This window comes from Bradyrhizobium sp. LLZ17, assembly GCF_041200145.1.
GTDB lineage: Bacteria > Pseudomonadota > Alphaproteobacteria > Rhizobiales > Xanthobacteraceae > Bradyrhizobium.
The window spans coordinates 3761158-3780836 of the sequence record NZ_CP165734.1 but is presented as its reverse complement, the minus strand read 5'-3'; the positions used below and the strand labels follow the sequence as shown (position 1 = coordinate 3780836).

Genomic DNA, 19679 nt, shown 5'->3' with positions numbered 1-19679 from the left:
GTGGTGGAGCGCTCGATGCGAGTCTTGCTCGGGGTGGGATCGCGAGCACGATGGGCACATCTAACCGCGCTAAAATCCGTCTCGAACGGATGGTGTTTGCGATCGCTGGATTGGCGCGTACGAAGCAAGGCTGCGCATCGGAATGACGTCGGCGCGCGGCCAGACTCCAGCCGCGCCGCTGGTGGAGAGCGTAACTGATTGTTTTGTTTCAGACATGGCGTTAGCGCCTACGCTTATCGGGGACAGACAGGGTCAGGTTTATAACAATCCGCATCCGGCAGCTATGTAGCTCTATAAACGTTGCTTTTTCTATTCAACCGGCGCTGGCACACTCGTTGCAGACCCCTGCGCAGGAGGCGGCTGTTAGTCCTGCATCCCACGCACAGGGACATGCCCCGTGATCGCACGCGAGCGAATAAAGAAGCCGATATGACCAACCGCTGGAGAGCAGGCATGACTTCACCGAGAAGGGTCTTGGTCATCGATAAACAGCGTCACACATGGCGCTCCTGAGCGCTCAGCCGAGATGAGCTACAAGATCGTGAACGACCGCTGCGGCATGAACGTCGCGAAGTTGCGATCGGTAGGACCGCCCACGCAGATTGCGCGCTTTACACCTGAACGCCGGATCGGAAATCCGTCGGTCTACCGCAAAAGCGCCGCTCCTTGATTTGAGACGACAATCGAAAGGAATTCGTATGAGCAGAGCAGATAACCAAGGCGTTGCAGAGATCAAGGCGCGCAACAAGCAGCTAATCGATGAGGTGTTGAAGGTCTACCCCGAGAAGACCGCCAAAAGGCGCGCCAAGCATCTCAGTGTTCACGAGGCGGGGAAGTCGGATTGTGGCGTCAAGTCGAATATCAAGTCCATTCCCGGCGTGATGACCATCCGCGGCTGCGCCTATGCGGGCTCCAAGGGCGTGGTCTGGGGACCCATCAAGGACATGATCCACATCAGCCACGGTCCGGTCGGCTGCGGTCAGTACTCGTGGGGCTCGCGGCGCAACTACTACGTCGGGACGACCGGCATCGACACGTTCGTGACACTGCAGTTTACCTCCGATTTCCAGGAGAAGGACATCGTGTTCGGCGGCGATAAAAAGGTCACGAAACTCATCGATGAGCTCCAGGAGCTATTTCCTCTCAACAGGGGCATCACCATTCAGTCCGAATGTCCGATTGGCTTGATCGGTGACGACATCGAGGCGGTCTCCCGAGAAAAGTCGAAGGAATATGGCGGCAAAACCATCGTGCCTGTGCGGTGCGAGGGCTTCCGTGGCGTGTCGCAATCGCTCGGCCATCACATCGCGAACGACGCCGTTCGGGATTGGATCTTTGACAAGAGCGCCCCAGACACCAGCTCTAAATTTGAGTCGTCACCATATGATGTTGCGATCATCGGCGACTACAACATCGGCGGTGACGCTTGGTCGTCACGAATCCTGCTCGAAGAAATGGGCCTACGCGTCATCGCCCAGTGGTCCGGGGATGGATCTCTCGCTGAATTGGAGGCGACGCCGAAGGCAAAGCTCAACATACTGCATTGCTATCGCTCGATGAACTACATCTCACGGCACATGGAGGAAAAATTCGGGATTCCTTGGTGCGAGTACAACTTCTTCGGTCCTTCCAAAATCGCGGAGTCGCTGCGCAAAATTGCAAGCTTCTTCGATGACAAGATCAAGCAAGGCGCCGAACGCGTCATCGCGAAATATCAACCGCTTGTCGATGCTGTGACCGCGAAATACCGGCCGCGGCTCGAAGGCAAGACGGTAATGCTGTTCGTCGGCGGCTTACGTCCTCGGCACGTCATCGGCGCCTATGAGGACCTCGGCATGGATGTTGTCGGCACGGGCTATGAGTTCGGGCATAACGATGACTACCAACGCACCGCCCAGCACTACGTCAAAGATGGCACGCTGATCTACGACGATGTCACCGGCTACGAATTCGAGCGCTTCGTCGAAAAGATCCGGCCAGACCTGGTCGGCTCCGGTATCAAGGAAAAATACGTCTTCCAAAAAATGGGCGTGCCGTTCCGCCAAATGCATTCCTGGGACTACTCGGGTCCTTACCACGGCTATGACGGCTTCGCGATCTTCGCCCGCGACATGGACATGGCGATTAACTCCCCGATCTGGGGGAAGACCACCGCACCTTGGAAGGACGCTCCGCAGCCGAGCCTCATGGCAGCGGAATAGGAAACCGACGCCGGGCCGTTTCTTTCCGCAGAGGAGGGGAAGGGCAGGAGAACGAACGCAAGAACCCAAAGAGTGCCATGATGACACAGAACGCCGAACACATACTCGACCACTCTGAGCTTTTCCGGGGAGACGAATACCAGCAGATGCTGGCCAAGAAGAAGGCGCTATTTGAGAATCCGCATGATCCCGCCGACGTCGATCGCATCAAAGAATGGTCCAAGACATCCGAGTACCGCGAGAAGAACTTCGCCCGCGAGGCGCTAACGGTTAATCCGGCGAAGGCTTGCCAGCCGCTGGGTGCGGTGTTCGCCGCCCTCGGGTTCGAGCGCACACTGCCGTTCGTCCACGGCTCACAGGGCTGCGTCGCGTATTATCGCAGCCATCTGTCACGGCACTTCAAGGAGCCGACATCGTGCGTCTCCTCGTCCATGACGGAAGACGCGGCCGTGTTCGGGGGGCTTAACAATCTTACCGACGGGCTTGCCAACAGCTATAACATGTACAAGCCGAAGATGATCGCGGTCGCCACGACCTGCATGGCGGAAGTCATCGGCGACGATCTCAATGCCTTCATCAAAACATCAAAGGAAAAAGGTTCAGTCCCAGCGGACTACGACGTACCATTCGCTCACACTCCTGCGTTCGTCGGCAGCCACGTTACTGGCTACGACAACACGCTCAAGGGCATCCTCGAGCATTTCTGGGATGGCAAAGCCGGCACGGCGCCAAAACTCGAGCGCAAAGCGAACAACACGATCAACTTCATCGGTGGCTTCGACGGCTACACTGTCGGAAACGTCCGTGAGATAAAGCGTATCTTCGATCTGATGGGCATCGGCTACACCATCCTCGCGGATAACAGTGACGTGTTCGATACCCCCACGGACGGCGAGTTCCGCATGTATGATGGGGGCACTACACTAAAGGATGCCGCGAACGCAGTCCACGCCAAGGCAACCATTTCCATGCAGCAATATTGCACGGAGAAGACGTTGTCCTTCATCAAGGGACACGATCAGGAGGTCGTCGCTTTCAATCACCCGCTGGGCGTCAGCGCCACGGACGATTTCCTGATGACCCTGTCGCGTGTCACCAACAAGGCAATTCCAGATGCGCTGGAGCAGGAGCGTGGGCGTCTGGTAGACGCAATGGCTGACTCCAGCGCGCATGTTCACGGCAAGAAGTTCGCGATCTACGGGGATCCAGACCTCTGCTATGGCCTGGCCGCATTCTTGCTGGAGCTCGGCGCTGAGCCGATCCACGTGTTGTCGACCAACGCGAGTAAGGCGTGGGAGCTGAAGATGCAGGCGCTGTTCGCGAGCTCTCCCTTCGGTCAAAACTGCCGCGCCTTCCCAGGCAAGGATCTCTGGCACATGCGATCGCTCCTGTTCACAGAGCCGGTCGATTTTCTGATCGGTAACACCTACGGCAAGTATCTCGAGCGCGACACTGGAACGCCGCTAATCCGGATCGGCTTTCCCATCTTCGACCGCCATCATCACCATCGTTATCCAGTGTGGGGCTATCAGGGGAGCATGAATGTGCTGGTCAAGATTCTCGACAAGATCTTTGATGAGATCGATCGAAAGACCAGCTCGGTTGGCAAGACAGACTACAGCTTCGACATCATACGCTAAGGCGAGCTCCCCGCTTCATCGTCCGCAGGACCAGCGGCGCTGCGGCGGGGATCACAGGTTGTCCGCCGTCCATCCTTGTGGTCTGCGGTGTGTTGACATCCCCGAGAGAGACACCATGACTTCGCTTCCCACGACCATACAGGACGTTTTTAACGAACCGGGCTGCGCCAGGAACGCGAGCAAGTCGAGGGTAGAGCGCAAGAATGGTTGCACCAAGCAGCTCAAGCCGGGCGGCGCCGCCGGCGGATGTGCCTTCGATGGCGCCAAAGTCGCGCTGCAGCCCTTCACCGATGTCGCCCATCTTGTGCATGGTCCAATCGCCTGTGAGGGCAATTCCTGGGACAATCGTGGTTCGGTCTCGTCCGGCTCCGATCTGTGGCGCAGAAGCTTCACCACAGACATGAGCGAGACCGATATCGTCTTCGGCGGCGAGAAGCGGCTGTACAGGGCAGTCAAGGAGATCACAGAGAAATACGACCCGCAGGCCATCTTCGTCTACCAGACATGCGTGCCCGCAATGATCGGTGACGACATCGATATGGTCTGCAAGGCGGCCTCCGCCAAGTTCGGCAAACCGGTCATTCCCATCAATTCACCGGGATTTGTCGGGTCGAAGAACCTTGGTAACAAGCTTGCTGGCGAAGCACTGCTGGAGCATGTCATCGGTACCGGAGAGCCCGATTACACGACGCCGTATGATGTCAACATCATCGGCGAATACAATCTCTCCGGCGAGCTCTGGCAGGTCAAGCCCCTGCTCGATGAGCTCGGAATTCGGATCCTGTCGTGCATCTCGGGGGACGGCAAGTATCGCGAGGTCGCTTATTCGCACCGGGCCAAAGCCGCGATGATGGTTTGCTCAAGGGCAATGATCAACGTCGCACGCAAGATGAGGCAGCGCTACGGCATCCCGTTTTTTGAAGGCTCCTTCTACGGTATCGAGGATACCAGCGATTCACTCCGCCAGATCGCGCGCATGCTGATCGAAAGTGGCGCGCCGGCTGAGCTGATGGAACGCACGCAAGCCCTGATCGCACGGGAAGAGACCAAGGCCTGGGCTGCGATTGAACGTTTCAAGCCGCGCTTTGCCGGCAAGAGGGTTGTTCTCATCACCGGCGGTGTGAAATCCTGGTCGATGGTGGCCGCCTTGCAGGAGGCCGGGCTCGAGATCGTCGGCACGTCCGTGAAGAAATCGACCAAGAAGGACAAGGAACGTATCAAGGAATTAATGGGCCAGGAGGCCTATATGATCGAGGACATGTCGCCTCGCGAGATCTACAAGATGCTCAAGGACGCAAAAGCCGATATCATGCTCTCGGGCGGCAAGTCGCAATTTGTCGCACTGAAGGCGGCGATGCCGTGGCTCGATATCAACCAGGAGCGCTGCCACGCCTATATGGGCTATGTCGGGATCCTCAAGCTCATGGAAGAGATCGAGAAGGCGCTCTACAGTCCGATATGGGATCAGCTCCGCCAAGGCGCGCCATGGGATGAGTTCGACCGGAAGCCTCAGGGAAGGACGGTTGCCCAGATGAATGCGCAAGCCGCGAATCCAGTTCGGGACCCAAGCAGGAACGGCGTCAGGGCGATAAGTTTCTCCAATCAAGCTGAGGCCAGCGAGCGTGAGAGCGCGATTGCGGCGCATGGCCCGAAGCTCGCCGAGCCCAACACGCCGTGCACCAGTTCCAGCGGGCGGTGCATTGCTTGTAGGGACATTCCATCCGATCTCCAGCCGCCGGCACTGCAGGCGGCGGAGTAGGGGACATGGCGATCGTCACTACCTCGAAGAAAGCCTGTTCGGTCAATCCGCTCAAGATGAGTCAGCCGATCGGCGGCTCATTTGCCTTCATGGGATTGCGCGGCGCGATGCCGCTTTTGCACGGCCCGCAAGGTTGCGCCTCCTTTGGGCTGACGCTGTTCGTGCGCCATTTCAATGAAGCCGTGCCGATGCAGACAACTGCTATGAGCGAGGTTGCTACCGTGCTGGGCGGCCACGAGAATCTCGAACAAGCGATCCTCAACATCTACAATCGCGCCGAGCCCGAGATCATTGGCATCAATTCAACTGGGGTCACCGAGACCAACGGCGATGACGTCGAAGCCTTCATCCGGCTGATCCGACAGAAGCACCCGCAGCTCGAAAAGCTCCCTCTTGTCTACGTCTCGACCCCGGATTTCAAGGATGCCTTTCAGGATGGCTGGGGGAAGACGGTGGCGCGGATGATCGAGGTGCTTGTGGCACCGTTCGACCCAGCCAGACCGCGCGATGCCTCCCGCGTTAACGTGCTACCTGGTTGCCACCTCACGCCCGGCGACCTCGACGAGCTTCGCACGATCTTTGAGGATTTCGGTCTCAAGCCCTCCTTCCTGCCGGACCTTGCAGGTTCCCTGGACGGCCACATCCCCGACGAATTCACGCCGACTACAATCGGGGGGATTGGAGTGGACGAAATTGCGACCATGGGGCAGGTGGCCTGGACGATCGCGATCGGCGCGCAAATGCGCCGTGCGGCCGAGACCATGCAGGTGCGGACAGGCGCGCCGTTCCGTCTGTTCGAGCGGCTCTGTGGCCTTATCCCAAACGACGATTTTATGGCGTTCTTGAGCCAGATCACCGGCCGGTCAGTACCCTCGAAATATCGCCGGCAGCGTGGACAGCTGGCAGACGCCATGCTGGATGCTCATTTCCATATCGGCGGCCGCAAGCTCGCGATCGGCGCCGAGCCGGATTTGTTATTTGACCTCTCCAACTCGCTCCATGAGATGGGGGCGCAGGTCACTGCTGCGGTGACGACGACGAACTCCCCGGTGCTGCAGCGGGTCAGGACCGAGAACGTCCTGATCGGCGATCTGGAGGATCTTGAAGAGCTTGCCAGGTCGCGTGACTGCGACCTCTTGATGTCGCATTCACATGGCCGCCAGGCCGCTTCGCGACTCAATATTCCATTCTTCCGGGTGGGCTTTCCGATGTTCGATCGCGTTGGCGCTGCGCACCTCACAACGGTTGGCTATCGCGGCACGCGCGACCTGATCTTTGACATCGCCAATCTCATCATCACCGACCGCGAACTCAACCATGGGCCGACGCCTGACACCTGGCGATCCACCAACTCTGACCTGCAGGTCGTTTCGCCTGGGTTGCATTGAGCAGGGAAAGAAAACAACATCGGATGAAAGTTGCATTCGCCACTCAGGACTTGAAGCATGTCGATGCGCACTTCGGCTGGGCCAAGAACATCGCGATCTACGAGGTTGGCCCGGAGGGGCATCGGTTCATTGAGGCGATCCAGTTCGGTGGTGACCTCGCGGAAGACGGCAATGAGGATAAGCTCGCGCCCAAGATCGAGGCGATCAGGGACTGCGCAATCCTCTATGTTGCGGCGATCGGCGGCTCGGGTGCCGCACGAGTCGTCGCGAGCAAGATCCATCCGATGAAGGTGCTGCAACCAGAGCCCATCATCGAACTTTGCGTTAAACTCGAAACCGTGCTGAAGGGCTCGCCGCCGCCCTGGCTGCGGAAGCTGCTCGCCAAAGACCCGGAACGTACAGTGGATTTCGAAACCTGAAGGAACTAGGATGGGAGGTATGTCCGAAGTCACTCCAGCCGCCGCGGTGGCGGAGCAGCCATTTCTGAAAGAGCTCGTCAAGATCTGGCGCGCCCAGGACTCCCACGGTGCCTGGGAGGGCAAGAAGGATCTCGATTTGCTCGAACCCTACGTTCTCGACAAGCACAAGCGCCGTGCGCTGCCTATTGTCGGCAATCCCGACCCCGAGACGACATGGCGGCTGGAGCTGTTCTTTAACGCGGTTGCGCTCTCGATCGAGAAGGCGACCGGAGTGATGATCTCCCCAATGCTGAAGATGCACAACGAAGGGTTCGGTCGGATCGTGTTGATCGGCGGCCGGCTCGTTGTCGTGAGCAAGCAGCTGCGCGACGTGCATCGCTTTGGTTTCGACCATTTCTCTGATCTCGCTGATCAAGGCGACAAATTCGTCAGCAGTGGCGTTGAGATGATCCGTAAGTTCCCGGAAGTGGCGAATTATTGAGGCAAGCATGAACGATGTTGAAGCGCTGAAAGCGGAAATAAAGAAGCTGTCGGCGAAGGCGACCCAAGCCAAGATGGACCTCCACGACCTCTCCGAGGAGCTGCCGGTCAACTGGTGCTCGATCCTGAGTGTGGCGCAGAAGGCCCACGCTGCTTTCAGCGAGCTCGAAAGCAAGCGCCAAAATCTCCAAGCGCTAGACAAAGCATAGCGGATCTCAAGCCATGTCATTTAGGACCCGCGACGGCCGCAGTTGGGAACCGGATTACCTGGTTTCTATCGATCTCAAGAAGTGCATCGGCTGCGGCCGCTGCTATAAGGTTTGCGGCCGCGAGGTCATGACGCTGAAGGGGCTAAGCGAGGGTGGCCAAATCATCGATCTCGATGAGGACGATGAGCTCGAAAAAAAGGTCATGGTGCTGAATGACGAAGGCGCTTGCATCGGCTGCAGCGCCTGCGCGCGGGTTTGTCCAACAAACTGTCAGACGCACGCGCCACGGGTTTGAAGCGACTTTGTCCGATATCAATAGGGCTGCTTTGTCAGAGACGAAGGCAAGTCGGGAGATCCGGTATCGAGCCGACGACATCTACGGTGCGATGTTCAATATCGAAGCCCAGTCGGAGATTCATTTGCTATTCGCCAACGTGCGACATCCAACCTGCTCTGTTGGCGCCAACCCAGCTTTCCTGAGCTGACCGTGCCCGAACATGGACTGTTGGCTGTCCTTCGGGGGGATCGGTCAAAGGACACGACCGCGCCGTCTCGTGCTCGCGGACTACAGTAACCACGGCGCAAGGAGTTGATGGGCTACGTGACTTTGGTTGCGACATTCTGCGTGGTTTCACGTCGTTCTCACTGTATTGAGTACGCGCGGCTAGCTCTGCTCCACCATCCCCCGAGCCAGTTTGGAGCAACCAGTACGCGGCCCCCCATTTGAGATTGTCCGGAACCGCACGTCCAAGGCAACCCGCATAACACGGGAGCGCGGTCGAACTGATCGATGCACGTGCCAATCAATGGACAGGTCACCGCCCATCAGTGCGGCAGAAATGCTCGTGAGTAGCCTGTCGGCTGGCTAGCATAGCCTGGTTCAGGGCTGCGCGCGCAGTCTCCGCCTTTGCGCCAGATCAAGAGACGCTCGGCAGGAGATGTGAGCGGCCTTGAGCACCCCGGCTAGATCGCGCGGCAGTAAGGGGTGATCCTTAACTCGGTCAGCGCCCTGAGCCCGCCGCCGAGCGTTTACGGCGAAGCCTACGTCGCGGCTCGCGGATGCGCATTCGCGTTTTGGCGACCCGAAGGGCGCGTTGCGTGCCCGAAACCTGACGCTCATGCAAAGCATGTCAGGCTACAGTGGACCTATTGGGCGTGCGGATGTTTTTCTTAGAGCTTTTTCATGTGCTTAGTGCGCGCGGAACGCCTGGCACGGTGATTGCTAACTCAGTGTAGAGACAAGCTCTCGCAACAACTGACTTTGGAGAAGAAATGACGGTGCTGTGCATGGCGACCCCGGCTCCTTCGCTCAAAGTCGAGAACTGGCTGCGTGGCGACCCCTTACGAACTTCCAGCCAGGGAAAGTGTACATCGTCGAATTTTGGGCAAGCTGGTGCGGTCCATGTGAGGAGGCGATGCCCCATCTCATTGAGCTGCAAGCAAAATACAAAGACGAGGGGCTTGAGGTCGTCGGAGTCGCAGCTAGGGAACAAGCACCAACGGCGGATGAGGCTCGCACCAAGTTGGACGCATGGTTGACTGAGAAGTTCTCAAATTTGAACTATCGAATCGGGTTCGACAGTACGGGCGAAATGAACAAGCTTTGGATGGATGCCAGCTCATCTGTTGGGATTCCGACATCGTTCGTCGTCGACCGCGACGGCCACATTGCCTTTATCGGTCATCCGATCACACTCGACGACGTCTTGCCGAAAATAATAAACGGCACTTGGCGCAGCAGCTATCAAGCTAAAGCCGCTGATGCGAAACGGATTGCGGAAGGCCAGCGCCTAGCGAGCGAACGCTCAATGCGCCGGAGAATTGGAGCGGCGATGGAAGCAAAGGACTGGCCGACAGCGCTACTAGCCGTCGAAGAGGGCATTGCCGCGACGCCGGACAATCTCCACTTCCGGGAGATTCATGCGCATCTGTTGCTTCACAAAATGCGCGACACGGCGACTGGTTTCCAGGTCGTACGCCAACTGGTTCGAGATGCGATTGAGAAACAGTCAGAGGCTTTAAGTGCGCTGGTTGGCGCGATGAGGCAACTCTTTTATGCGGAGAACGACAACACGCACCTTCCGCGTGCGGAACGCTTTGCGATCGGCAGGGATGTTTCGGAACATATCCTCAATCCTGGGCAGGCATTCGGCGGCCTCAACTGCTCTTCTTATATGGTGGTCGCTCAGTACTACCACGAGAGTGGTGACAAGCAACATGCGATCGAGCTGATCGAGCGGGCGATGACGTGGCTAGACGATCCGAAAGCTATGCCGGAATCGATGAGGGAGGGTGCGAAGAAGTATTATATGCCGGGGCTGCTCCAAGCCTTGGCCAAATACAGGGACGAGAAGGTTTCTTGCGGCGGGTCTTGTTCGGTTCCGCAAGAGAAGTCTCCTGGAGCTCCCACATCCAGCCGCAGGAGGAGACATGAAGAGAAATGTTAATCTGAAAAACGCGCCATCGGGCCCAATTAAGCGCCTTCGAAACGCTCGCGACCAGCAGAATCATTCAGGGCGATTGCGACATGCAGTTCACAAGGAAAACCTAGCCGACAACGAGCGATGCCACGCCCTGCGGCCGTTCGTTGCTTGGTGTCTCGTTAGTGCCTGTATTCAAGGGATGCCGGCTCCGCCGTTTTTACATACTCTGGTTTGTAGCTCGATACTATCGATTTGCTGCTCACATCGAGCATTACTCACGCAGTTATGTTCGTCTTTGCCGGCACAAACCGCACCTTCGAAGAATTTAAATCCAGCATGGAGGTTCGATCTAGCAGTCTTCTGCCGGCTGCGCCGCCGCAGACGTGAATCCCATGCTCTATTGGACTAGCATAATGAACAGAACTTGTTGTTCTAAAAAAGGAGGTGGCCTCTTCAGAAAATGCTGAAGGCGACTTGAGAGTGTCCGATCTCGAATGCTTCGTGATCGACAACTCCTCCGCTTTCCGAATGGATCCGAACCTGCCGCTGGTGATTCTCGAGATCAATGCGGCCCGCGTCCGCGACCGCAAGGGTATCTCGCTAACCCGAAGTGCGCCGCGATCACCGCGCTGGTGCTGCTTTGGCCAATCCACCAGAAGAACCGTATCAGCGTGATAAGCGCAACTTACCGGGCCGCCAGCGGGGCCGGCGCCGCTGCGAAGGAAGAGGTTCCCGAAGTTCACGCGTGTCAATCTCAATTGCCAACTTTCAAGTGACGGGATAATCGTGACTGGCGTGACCTGCATCCGCGTACCCGTGCTGCGCGGCCATCAACTTCGAATGTGAGAAGCCGATCAGCGAGGAGCATGTGCGCCCGATCAGCGCAACCGCCCGGCGTGAAGGTCGTCCGATCGCACCAAAAAACGAGGTCCGATACCAATCGACGCGGCTGGCCAGGGTGATGTTCTGGTCGGCCGCATCCACAAGGATCTCGGCGATCCCTCAGGGCATCAGATCTCGATGTTCGTGGCGGCGGGTCAACTGCTCAAAGGCGCGGCGCTGAACGCCATGCAGATCGCAGGGCTGTTGCTGGGCCTGTAATCAGGCGCATACCGAGACGATAGGTCTAAGCCTGGGTGGCCGAAGCCGAGGCTGACGGGAAATCCTCCCGCCTGCTCGACCTCGCGGGTGCTGCTGATTACAGCGACGGGTACTCGGGCACTCCTACACAGTTGCCAGCACCTCCACCCCTTCGGCGACCACTTCGTCCTCCACACTCCCCGCGGCGGATTCTGCCGGGCGATTTCGCAGGTGCGCTACCGCGCATCCGGGTCGGCGCGAGTTCTGCATCCATCGTGGTCGCTCCAGTCGCGGATGGCGCTGGCTTTCCGCAGCACGGGCATCGCGCAGCCCCGGAATGTCCGGGTCGCCGGTGGCCCTTCCTTGAACATCAGCATAGTGATCGCTCCTCGCGCGACATCTCAGCGTCGCTGAGGCCGGCAAAGGCCTGGAGCACAACGCCAAAGCCAATCCACACACGTCAATCGGCCCTTTGAAGTGTGACCGCGACCATGAACCGGTCAGACTTGGAATGTCCTGATCACGATAGACCCTGTCAGTCGGACCGTCGCGGTGAGCCGGCCTCAGCGTGATGACGACAGTGCTCTTGGCCATCACACGACCAGCAGAGTGGGCATGTCACCTGCCCGAAAAGCTGGGCCGGAAGTGCATGGCCAACGTTTGAAAGAGCCCGCCGCAGGCGAAGCGTTTGCAGTGAATCTCTTTGCGGCGGACTGTCGAGGTGGCGAGAAAGGGGTCTGAGGCGATGCCTCAGACTGGGCGGTTTTCGCTTCTGTTCTTCACCGGCTCCATTTTGGCTAGGCCGTCCTCGTATGAGATCTCCGTGTATGATCCATCGATTTCCTTGGCGGCATCAAGCAAGTAGTCGAGCCTCGCGGCGGTACCGAGCTTTTTGAGATCGTTCTTGTCGATGCCGGCGAGGTCCATCATCTCCTTCCATACGGTTGATTCGTTGCATGGCAGAATCCGGAAGGTGATGTCGCCTATTTTCATGCGGTACTTCGCGAGCAGATCAATGTTGTTGCAGAAGATGAAATAGCTGCCGTTGGGGCTCAGCCTGCCATCCAGCACCTTCGCGGCCTCGGGTAGATAAGCGAAAGAATGCAGATATCCGGCAAGGACTGGGATGGCTGGTTCGCCCTCTTGTGCAATTGCCAGAACTTGTTCGATGGAATAATCCGGCGGTCGTTTTTCGTCGGCGAGCTGGGCTTGGAACTTCAGCGCGATGTCGCCTCGAAATCCAAATCGCCCCGACTTCGTTGTTTCACTCTTAAGCACCGCATTCAGCAATCGCCCCTCCTTGTCCAGCGGGCCAAGAGCGGTGTTGTCGATCGAGGTCATGGAAGCCTCCTCATCAATTTGTGGTGTGCACGCGTCGCCCAATGCGACCTGCCCCTACCTTCCTGCAAGTTGTTTGCCGTCCCGCGATGTCTGCAGCGACGTAGAGCGTAAACGGCGGCTTGGCTCGATTTGCGTGGATACCTGCTGCCCATCACGAGGCCTCGCACGCATGACATCCTGCTGCCGGAAAACCGCCTGTCGCGAATCCGACAGGTCGCAAATCGAACGGTGGGCCTCTGCAACAGAAGCTGGTTTCATCTGCATCTCGACTGGCATGGGATTTGCCATTTGTGCTTTGCGAGAGAACTGAGAACGAGCCAGAGATGATCAACCTAACGGATAGCGCCATCAACGCATTGAAGGCCGCAATCTCCTCGACAGCGCAGCCGGAAAGCGGTTTGCGGATCATGATCGAAGGCGGCGGCTGCCAGGGATTCACATATAAAATGGGTCTTGCTCATGAGCCAAGCTCCGATGAGACCGTGTTCGAGCAAGGCGGGATTAAAGTGTTTGTCGACAACGCGAGCCGGGCGCATCTCAACGGCACCACGATCGATTTCGTGGTGTCGCTCGAAGCATCAGGATTCCGCTTCGATAACCCAAATGCCAAATCGATCTGTTCCTGCGGCAAATCGTTCAGCTGAGTCGCCTTGGTACGCTTGGCAATGGAATGAGCATCGAACATGGGCCTGAAGGCTGAACGGATGAAGCAGTCTTCGACTATGAAGCCTTCCGATCGCGATCGGATTGTCCGCGCCGTGCTCGATGAGAGTCGGCCAAGCCTCAGGCGCGATCGGGGACATTGTGACCTCGTCGCAATAGACGGCAACAAGATCATGGTCGGGCTAACCGGCGCTTGCATGGTATGCAAGCTTGCGGGCACGACGCTCGCCGCCATTCAGGCGCGCCTGATTGAGCGGCTCGGAAAGTTTGTCCGCCTGATCCGTTCCCCGGAGCTGCCAAAGTGAGGGCTTAAATGCAGAGCGAACTCTCCGTGCCCTCGATTTACCTGGACAATAACGCCACGACCCCTGCACATCCCTTGGTGGTCGCCGCGATGCTGCCGTTCTTCTCTGAGCAATTCGGCAATGCGTCGTCCGGGCATGCATTCGGCATGGAGGTTGCACCCGCATTGACGCAGGCGCGCCGAAATGTGCAGGCTCTCATTGGCGCGGCATTCGATCACGAGATCGTTTTCACCTCCGGCGCGACGGAATCTGACAACACTGCGATCCTGTCCGCGCTCGCTGTGCAGGAAGGACGCGACGAGATCGTCACAACCGCCGTTGAGCATTCGGCCGTGCTGTCTCTTGCCGAGGAGCTGGGCCGACGAGGAATCAAGATCCATGTCATTCCGGTCGATGCAAGCGGTCGACTGGACATCGAGAGCTATGGCAACGTCTTGTCGGAGCGTACGTCAGTCGCCTCGATTATGTGGGCTAATAATGAGACCGGTACGATCTTTCCGGTGAAGTCCCTCGCCAAGATGGCGCGCTCAGTCGGCGCGCTCTTTCACACCGATGCAGTCCAGGCCGTCGGTCGGATTCCCATTGACCTGAAGACGACGGACATCGATATGCTGTCGCTTTCCGGCCACAAGCTCCATGGTCCGAAGGGCGTCGGCGCGCTGTATGTGCGCAAGGACATTAAGTTCCGGCCGCTGATCTTCGGCGGCCTGCAAGAGCGGCGTCGCCGCGCTGGCACCGAAAATGTCTCAGGCATTGTTGGGCTCGGCAAGGCGGCGGAACTCGCGGCGGCACACCTCATACAAGATCAGATCCAGATTTGCCCTCTTCGCGACCGGCTGGAGCGAGGCATTCTCGCTCTCGGCGGATGCATCGTGCTTGGTGATATCAAAAACCGCCTGCCAAATACCTCTAATATTGCCTTCGAGCATCTCGAAGCGGAGGCCATCGTCCACCACCTGAATCGTGACGGAATTGCCACCTCACTCGGTTCAGCCTGCGCGTGCGGCTCGATGGAGCCGTCCCATGTCCTGCGCGCGATGAGAGTAGCACCGGCCTTTTTGCGGGGTGCGGTTCGCTTCTCGCTCTCGCGAGAGACGGCGCCGCATGAGATCGATCGTGTGCTGCAAGTCCTGGCGCACATCACTTCCAAACAGAGAGCCTTGTGGCGTGCGTGTCAGGAGCGTGCGGGCGAGAGTTCGCAACCTGCAGAGCCCCTATGAAAGTCATGATCTGTCGTTCACCCGAGACAGGCCTTTCGATTTATGTACCCAAAAAAGATCTTGAGGAGCCGATCGTCGACTGGGAGCACGAGACGCTGTGGGGTGGTTGGATTAAAATCGCAAACGGCTGGGTGCTCGACCTACCGGCGATGGCGAGCGACACCACCTTACCAATCACCATAAACGCCAAGAAGCGCGGCGGCGAAGCAACCGAAAAATGAACGCTCCGAGTCTACAGACGTCGTCAAACAGGCGATGTCCAGGGAAGTCTTGGTGGGCGCGGTGCGGCATACCGATCAACGCGACAGCCCTTGCAGCCTTGTTCGGAACCAAGATCGTGCTGCCGCGCGCTGCCAAAGGCAGTATCTTGGCCGGGGCGCAGCATCGAGGCATCCGGCCAGCGCGATGGCGTTGATGGGAGGCCTTCGCGACCTCCCCCTTTTCGGCGACCGCCAGGCCGCTCATTGCATTCCGCGCGTCTTAACAGCGTCAGGCCAATGGCTGGACTCCATAAGGTTCAGCTTTGAATGGTTGAGTCGCGCGCCGGCCCAGATCGCGGGCTCAGAAGTATTAACCTTCGTGATGATGCCTGACCCTGGCGAGCGGGCGTTTCTCTTCAGGTGGTTGACAATGCCCTTCCGAACATCACGCAGGGGTCCGCGTGATCTTCCATGGCATAGGTCAGTCACAGAACTGCGTTTTCTCTGCTTCTAGGAGGGCTCGCCTTATCAACGTGTCCTTCAAAGCGTCCGGAACGTCTTTGCGCATTGTGCCTTGCCTAGGCGTCACATTCTGACGGAAGATCAACTTTCAAGCGACGCCACCCGCATGCCGTTCGCCGAAGCCATACGCTGAAGCAGCCTACCGGTCCTCAAAACAATGGTGTCAGCGCTGGTGTGATCGCAATCCCTGTCAGCTTTCCAACATGACTTGATAAATCTGACATTCGACCAGGCCTTAGCTAACTGCTTGAAGCGAACCGTAAAAATCATTGTGGCAGGAATGGCACGCCATTTGCTCTTGGCTTTCAGAAACGACTCTGGGGATGCTTGCCGAAAGGGTTCGGCTTGCGAAAAGAATTGGAATAATGAGTACGTCAGCGCAAAACCAGGTATCCTGCAGCGGCAAGATCAGCGAGACCATGCAAGTCATGGTGAAGCACAAGGGCTGCGGTACGATCGGTGGCAGCGGTAAGGCAAGCTGCGGATCTCAGGCTGGCATCGCCAATCTGCCAATTGAGATCTGGGAAAAGGTGAAGAACCATCCCTGTTACAGCGAGGAGGCGCACCACCATTATGCCCGCATGCATGTCGCGGTCGCACCCGCCTGCAATATCCAATGCAATTACTGCAATCGTAAGTACGATTGCGCGAATGAATCGCGTCCTGGCATTGTCAGCGAAAAGTTGACGCCGGAGCAGGCCGCCAAGAAGGTGCTGGCGGTCGCTTCCGCGATCCCTCAGATGAGCGTGGTCGGCGTTGCGGGTCCTGGCGATCCGCTCGCGAACCCGGACAAGACATTCAGGACGTTCGAGCTCGTCAATAAGCTCGCGCCAGATATCAAGCTGTGCCTCTCGACGAACGGTCTTGCGCTACCCGATCATGTCGACACGATTGCGAGACTCAAGGTCGACCACGTGACGATCACGATCAACATGATCGATCCAGAAATTGGTGCAAAGATCCATCCCTGGATCTTTTACGGCCACAAGCGTTACACCGGCATCGAAGCCGCGAGAATACTCAGCAATCGACAGCTCCAAGGGCTGGAGATGCTCACCGCGCGCGGCGTCCTGTGCAAGGTCAACTCGGTGATGATCCCCGGGATTAACGATCAGCATCTGGTCGAGGTTAACAAGGCCGTGAAGTCGCGCGGCGCCTTCCTGCATAATGTGATGCCGCTGATATCGTCGCCGGAGCATGGGACCGTCTTCGGCCTCAGGGGGCAACGCGGCCCGACTGCACAGGAAGTGACAGCATTGCAGGATAGCTGCGAAAGCGAGATGAACATGATGCGTCACTGTCGCCAGTGCCGGGCCGACGCCGTCGGACTGCTCGGGGAGGACCGTGGCGCGGAGTTCACCATGGAGAAAATCATGGCGATGGACATCAAATACGACGAGCAGGCCCGGAAGGAGTATCAGGCTAAGGTTGAGAAGGCGCGCACCGCGAACCTTGTGGCCAAGCAGGAGGCGCTTGCGCGGCTCGCCAGCGCGTCCAGCGAAATCAAGGTGCTGGTGGCGGTTGCAACCAAGGGCTCGGGATTGATCAACCAGCACTTCGGTCATGCCAAGGAGTTCCAGGTCTACGAGCTCTCGACTTCAGGCGCAAAATACGTTGGTCATCGAGCAATCCATTCCTATTGCCAAGGTGGTCACGGCGAGGACAGCAAGCTCGAAATCGCCATCGGCGCTATCAAGGACTGCCACGCCATATTCGTGTCAAAGATCGGCGGCTGCCCGAAGGCCGAATTGATCAAGGCCGGCATAGAGCCGGTCGATCGGTACGCCTGCGAGTTCATCGATGGCTCGGTCACCGCCTGGTTCCAACTCTATCTCGATAAAGTCAATGAGGGGAAGATCAATCACGTTGAAAGGGTCGATGCGGCGGTCCGCTCCAACGCGCTGACTTCCGCCGCCTGAGGATGGGTTCGAGATAATGCCATTCAAGATCATCGCGTCGCAATGCACGGGCTGTTCGGCGTGCGAAACGCAATGCCCGAACCTCGCTATTTCCGAGCGAGCCGGCGTGTTCCTGATTGATCCTGAGAAATGCACCGAGTGCGCCGGCTACTTTGACGAGCCACAATGCGTGGCGGTTTGCCCCGTTGACAATACATGCGTGCTCGACGCGGCGCTGCCGCGTCACCGGGAGCCTGCTTGAGGGCCACGATGGATGTCATGACGACACTAGCCGTTCAGAAACTCGGGCGGTTGATGCTCCGCATTACGGCGGCGACCGCGGCTGTCGCCTTCTCAAACCGGATGGAAGGCTCGCCCTCGTCGCCAAGCTATTCGCCAGCTACCGAGCCATATTCTGGCGACGCGGGCGTCGGCGGGACTGCGTCAAACGATTCCGGTCCGCCCGAATCCCGCTGTCTTGAGCGTCGCGGATCGAATTCGCTGATGGGCCCACGAAGAGCGGACGCGTGTTCCGCGACATCGATCCATTCCCCTGCAGCCATCCTTGAACGGGCGACATTCATGTCCAGGTCGTTCTTCAGTCCGCCATCCGAGAGAGACGAGGGTGTCCTCACCGACTCCTGCGTTGGTCGTGCGGTGTCGAGCCGGCCTAGCATCATCTCAGGGCGGCAGGGTAATCCTATCAGCCTGCCGAAAATCTACCTGCGTCAAGCCAACGCGTTCGCACCCGATCACGTGATGCGCAGACGATTTCCTGCCGAGTGGCGCTCTCGGCGCCAGCAAGCCCGAGTTTGGCCGCAATGGCCTTGGCGTGCGCCGTCCTGTTCTCGTTCAATGCTCTTGCGCCTGCTTGCGTTACGGGCAACCCGACAACCGACGCAGCTGTCCAGAGACTGGTGGGGCTCGCTACCACGCACAAGATCGGCGCCGAGGTGTTATTATGGGGCGCTTGAGCCTATGGGCAGGACTGTGAATGGTGACGTCCACAATGCCCTCAGTTGCCGGGGTAATCAGGCCGACTCCGCCGGCTGTGCGCATCCGGCGCTGAAACCGCGGCTCGCCGCGCCGCCGGCTCAACCATGCCTCCGTCGATGACGGACGCGCGTGCCGCATCGAGGGCTTGTTCAACTTCAACCATGGGCTCACGGATAGTTATCTCGAGCATCTGGATTTCAGTTGCGGGCGTTGCGCTGCACCGGCTCGAAAGGCTCATGCAAGCCGTGATCACAAGCCGCGCCGCCGTGCGGGGATCGACGCGGCTGATCGGGGATAATGATAGGGCGGTCGGTAAGGCAGGGCGTTGGCGAGACGTTGTATCGAACTGTGGAACGGGGACGATAGCATGAGCAACATCGCCCGCGATAGTGAGATCGTCGAGCTGACGGACAGCCCCTTGTTTGATTATGGCGACAAGGTGCGGGCCAACCGCACCATCCGCAACGACGGCACCTATGTGGGCAAGGAGATTGGTGAGGTTCTGGTCAAGAAAGGTGAGCTTGGCTATGTCGTCTCGATCGGCACGTTCCTACAACAATTTTATATCTATGGGGTTGAATTCCTCGGCTCCGGCCATCGCGTCGGCATGAAAGGCAAGGAGCTCGATCTAGTCAGGCGAAGCCACGAAGGCGAGGGGCCTTCCTTGCCAGGAGCGGCAGCCCGATGATCGAACCAAGACTGCCAAGATACCAGTCAGGCCAACGTGTCAAGGCGGCGATAGATCTGCTCAACGACGGTTCCTTTCCGGACGCGTCGCCGGAAGAGTGTTTGGTCAGCGTCGGGCACATTGGTGAGATCGTCCAGATCGGTTGCCATACGGAAGCGAACCTATTCATTTATATGGTCGACTTCGGCAAGCAGTTGGTGGTTGGCTGCATCGAGGCAGAAATCTCTGCAGTCTAGGAGATTGCGCA

Annotated in this window: 19 protein-coding genes and 1 pseudogene; 19 read left to right on the top strand and 1 reads right to left on the bottom strand. The window is 58.2% G+C overall.

The genetic code is table 11. From position 1 onward, the window contains the following. Positions 1-526 precede the first annotated feature (526 nt). From AB8Z38_RS18350 to AB8Z38_RS18300, 11 genes and pseudogenes are all read left to right on the top strand, one after another. Complete coding sequence (locus AB8Z38_RS18350) at positions 527-670, top strand: hypothetical protein (protein ID WP_369726388.1); 144 nt, start codon at positions 527-529, stop codon at positions 668-670. 28 nt (positions 671-698) lie between these two features. Then, positions 699-2201 (top strand): nitrogenase molybdenum-iron protein alpha chain, encoded by a 1503-nt coding sequence (gene nifD, locus AB8Z38_RS18345; protein WP_369726387.1) that lies wholly within the window; start codon positions 699-701, stop codon positions 2199-2201. An 80-nt stretch (positions 2202-2281) separates the two neighbouring features. Beyond that, a complete protein-coding gene (gene nifK / locus AB8Z38_RS18340; RefSeq protein ID WP_369726386.1) occupies positions 2282-3841 on the top strand; it encodes a nitrogenase molybdenum-iron protein subunit beta in 1560 nt (519 codons plus the stop codon). 115 nt (positions 3842-3956) lie between these two features. After that, the gene (gene nifE, locus AB8Z38_RS18335; protein WP_369726385.1) at positions 3957-5600 is read left to right on the top strand and encodes a nitrogenase iron-molybdenum cofactor biosynthesis protein NifE; all 1644 of its coding nucleotides are present in this window, start codon (positions 3957-3959) and stop codon (positions 5598-5600) included. A gap of 5 nt (positions 5601-5605) precedes the next feature. Then, positions 5606-6988, top strand: a complete 1383-nt coding sequence (gene nifN, locus AB8Z38_RS18330) for a nitrogenase iron-molybdenum cofactor biosynthesis protein NifN (protein ID WP_369726384.1) — start codon at positions 5606-5608, stop codon at positions 6986-6988. 23 nt (positions 6989-7011) lie between these two features. Further along, positions 7012-7407: a nitrogen fixation protein NifX gene (gene nifX, locus AB8Z38_RS18325; protein ID WP_369726383.1), complete on the top strand. Its 396-nt coding sequence runs from the start codon at positions 7012-7014 to the stop codon at positions 7405-7407. A gap of 10 nt (positions 7408-7417) precedes the next feature. Continuing rightward, positions 7418-7888 carry a NifX-associated nitrogen fixation protein gene (locus tag AB8Z38_RS18320; protein ID WP_369726382.1) on the top strand — a complete coding sequence of 157 codons (471 nt, stop codon included), beginning with the start codon at positions 7418-7420 and terminating at the stop codon, positions 7886-7888. A 7-nt stretch (positions 7889-7895) separates the two neighbouring features. Then, a complete protein-coding gene (locus AB8Z38_RS18315) occupies positions 7896-8096 on the top strand; it encodes a CCE_0567 family metalloprotein (RefSeq protein WP_369726381.1) in 201 nt (66 codons plus the stop codon). Between the two features lie 13 nt (positions 8097-8109). Next, positions 8110-8391 (top strand): ferredoxin III, nif-specific, encoded by a 282-nt coding sequence (gene fdxB / locus AB8Z38_RS18310; RefSeq protein WP_369726380.1) that lies wholly within the window; start codon positions 8110-8112, stop codon positions 8389-8391. Between the two features lie 988 nt (positions 8392-9379). Continuing rightward, a complete protein-coding gene (locus AB8Z38_RS18305; protein WP_369726379.1) occupies positions 9380-10543 on the top strand; it encodes a TlpA disulfide reductase family protein in 1164 nt (387 codons plus the stop codon). Between the two features lie 420 nt (positions 10544-10963). Next, a pseudogene (locus AB8Z38_RS18300) lies at positions 10964-11620 on the top strand (Asd/ArgC dimerization domain-containing protein). Positions 11621-12349: 729 nt separating this feature from the next. Here AB8Z38_RS18300 and AB8Z38_RS18295 read toward each other — a convergent pair. Continuing rightward, a complete protein-coding gene (locus AB8Z38_RS18295; RefSeq protein WP_369726378.1) occupies positions 12350-12940 on the bottom strand; it encodes a hypothetical protein in 591 nt (196 codons plus the stop codon). Between the two features lie 323 nt (positions 12941-13263). Between AB8Z38_RS18295 and AB8Z38_RS18290 the strand changes: the two genes are divergently transcribed. The 8 genes from AB8Z38_RS18290 (at position 13264) to AB8Z38_RS18255 (ending at position 19668) form a co-directional block, all read left to right on the top strand. Continuing rightward, positions 13264-13584, top strand: a complete 321-nt coding sequence (locus tag AB8Z38_RS18290) for an iron-sulfur cluster assembly accessory protein (RefSeq protein ID WP_369726377.1) — start codon at positions 13264-13266, stop codon at positions 13582-13584. Positions 13585-13623: 39 nt separating this feature from the next. Then, entirely contained in the window at positions 13624-13908 is a 285-nt protein-coding gene (locus AB8Z38_RS18285) for a NifU family protein (RefSeq protein WP_369726376.1), read from the top strand. An 8-nt stretch (positions 13909-13916) separates the two neighbouring features. After that, on the top strand, positions 13917-15128 hold the full coding sequence (gene nifS / locus AB8Z38_RS18280) for a cysteine desulfurase NifS (protein WP_369726375.1): 1212 nt from the start codon (positions 13917-13919) through the stop codon (positions 15126-15128). Then, positions 15125-15349, top strand: a complete 225-nt coding sequence (nifT, locus tag AB8Z38_RS18275; RefSeq protein ID WP_369726374.1) for a putative nitrogen fixation protein NifT — start codon at positions 15125-15127, stop codon at positions 15347-15349. The genes nifS and nifT overlap by 4 nt, the downstream gene beginning before the upstream one ends. An 866-nt stretch (positions 15350-16215) precedes the next feature. Beyond that, entirely contained in the window at positions 16216-17769 is a 1554-nt protein-coding gene (nifB, locus tag AB8Z38_RS18270) for a nitrogenase cofactor biosynthesis protein NifB (RefSeq protein ID WP_369726529.1), read from the top strand. Positions 17770-17785: 16 nt separating this feature from the next. Further along, positions 17786-18010 carry a 4Fe-4S binding protein gene (locus tag AB8Z38_RS18265; RefSeq protein WP_369726373.1) on the top strand — a complete coding sequence of 75 codons (225 nt, stop codon included), beginning with the start codon at positions 17786-17788 and terminating at the stop codon, positions 18008-18010. A 1101-nt stretch (positions 18011-19111) separates the two neighbouring features. Further along, positions 19112-19432, top strand: a complete 321-nt coding sequence (locus AB8Z38_RS18260; RefSeq protein ID WP_369726372.1) for a nitrogen fixation protein NifZ — start codon at positions 19112-19114, stop codon at positions 19430-19432. Further along, positions 19429-19668 carry a nitrogen fixation protein NifZ gene (locus AB8Z38_RS18255; RefSeq protein ID WP_369726371.1) on the top strand — a complete coding sequence of 80 codons (240 nt, stop codon included), beginning with the start codon at positions 19429-19431 and terminating at the stop codon, positions 19666-19668. Before AB8Z38_RS18260 ends, AB8Z38_RS18255 begins: the two co-directional genes overlap by 4 nt. The last annotated feature ends 11 nt before the right edge of the window (positions 19669-19679 follow it).

Excerpts from the sequence above, each read along its gene's own strand:
- nifB (WP_369726529.1), top strand. The coding sequence starts at position 16,216 with ATGAGTACGTCAGCGCAAAACCAGGTATCCTGCAGCGGCAAGATCAGC.
- AB8Z38_RS18255 (WP_369726371.1), top strand. The coding sequence starts at position 19,429 with ATGATCGAACCAAGACTGCCAAGATACCAGTCAGGCCAACGTGTCAAG.
- AB8Z38_RS18320 (WP_369726382.1), top strand. The coding sequence starts at position 7,418 with ATGGGAGGTATGTCCGAAGTCACTCCAGCCGCCGCGGTGGCGGAGCAG.
- nifX (WP_369726383.1), top strand. The coding sequence starts at position 7,012 with ATGAAAGTTGCATTCGCCACTCAGGACTTGAAGCATGTCGATGCGCAC.
- AB8Z38_RS18315 (WP_369726381.1), top strand. The coding sequence starts at position 7,896 with ATGAACGATGTTGAAGCGCTGAAAGCGGAAATAAAGAAGCTGTCGGCG.
- AB8Z38_RS18290 (WP_369726377.1), top strand. The coding sequence starts at position 13,264 with ATGATCAACCTAACGGATAGCGCCATCAACGCATTGAAGGCCGCAATC.
- nifE (WP_369726385.1), top strand. The coding sequence starts at position 3,957 with ATGACTTCGCTTCCCACGACCATACAGGACGTTTTTAACGAACCGGGC.
- nifK (WP_369726386.1), top strand. The coding sequence starts at position 2,282 with ATGACACAGAACGCCGAACACATACTCGACCACTCTGAGCTTTTCCGG.
- nifT (WP_369726374.1), top strand. The coding sequence starts at position 15,125 with ATGAAAGTCATGATCTGTCGTTCACCCGAGACAGGCCTTTCGATTTAT.
- AB8Z38_RS18260 (WP_369726372.1), top strand. The coding sequence starts at position 19,112 with ATGAGCAACATCGCCCGCGATAGTGAGATCGTCGAGCTGACGGACAGC.
- AB8Z38_RS18265 (WP_369726373.1), top strand. The coding sequence starts at position 17,786 with ATGCCATTCAAGATCATCGCGTCGCAATGCACGGGCTGTTCGGCGTGC.
- nifN (WP_369726384.1), top strand. The coding sequence starts at position 5,606 with ATGGCGATCGTCACTACCTCGAAGAAAGCCTGTTCGGTCAATCCGCTC.
- AB8Z38_RS18285 (WP_369726376.1), top strand. The coding sequence starts at position 13,624 with ATGGGCCTGAAGGCTGAACGGATGAAGCAGTCTTCGACTATGAAGCCT.
- nifS (WP_369726375.1), top strand. The coding sequence starts at position 13,917 with ATGCAGAGCGAACTCTCCGTGCCCTCGATTTACCTGGACAATAACGCC.
- AB8Z38_RS18350 (WP_369726388.1), top strand. The coding sequence starts at position 527 with ATGAGCTACAAGATCGTGAACGACCGCTGCGGCATGAACGTCGCGAAG.
- fdxB (WP_369726380.1), top strand. The coding sequence starts at position 8,110 with ATGTCATTTAGGACCCGCGACGGCCGCAGTTGGGAACCGGATTACCTG.
- nifD (WP_369726387.1), top strand. The coding sequence starts at position 699 with ATGAGCAGAGCAGATAACCAAGGCGTTGCAGAGATCAAGGCGCGCAAC.
- AB8Z38_RS18295 (WP_369726378.1), bottom strand. The coding sequence starts at position 12,940 with ATGACCTCGATCGACAACACCGCTCTTGGCCCGCTGGACAAGGAGGGG.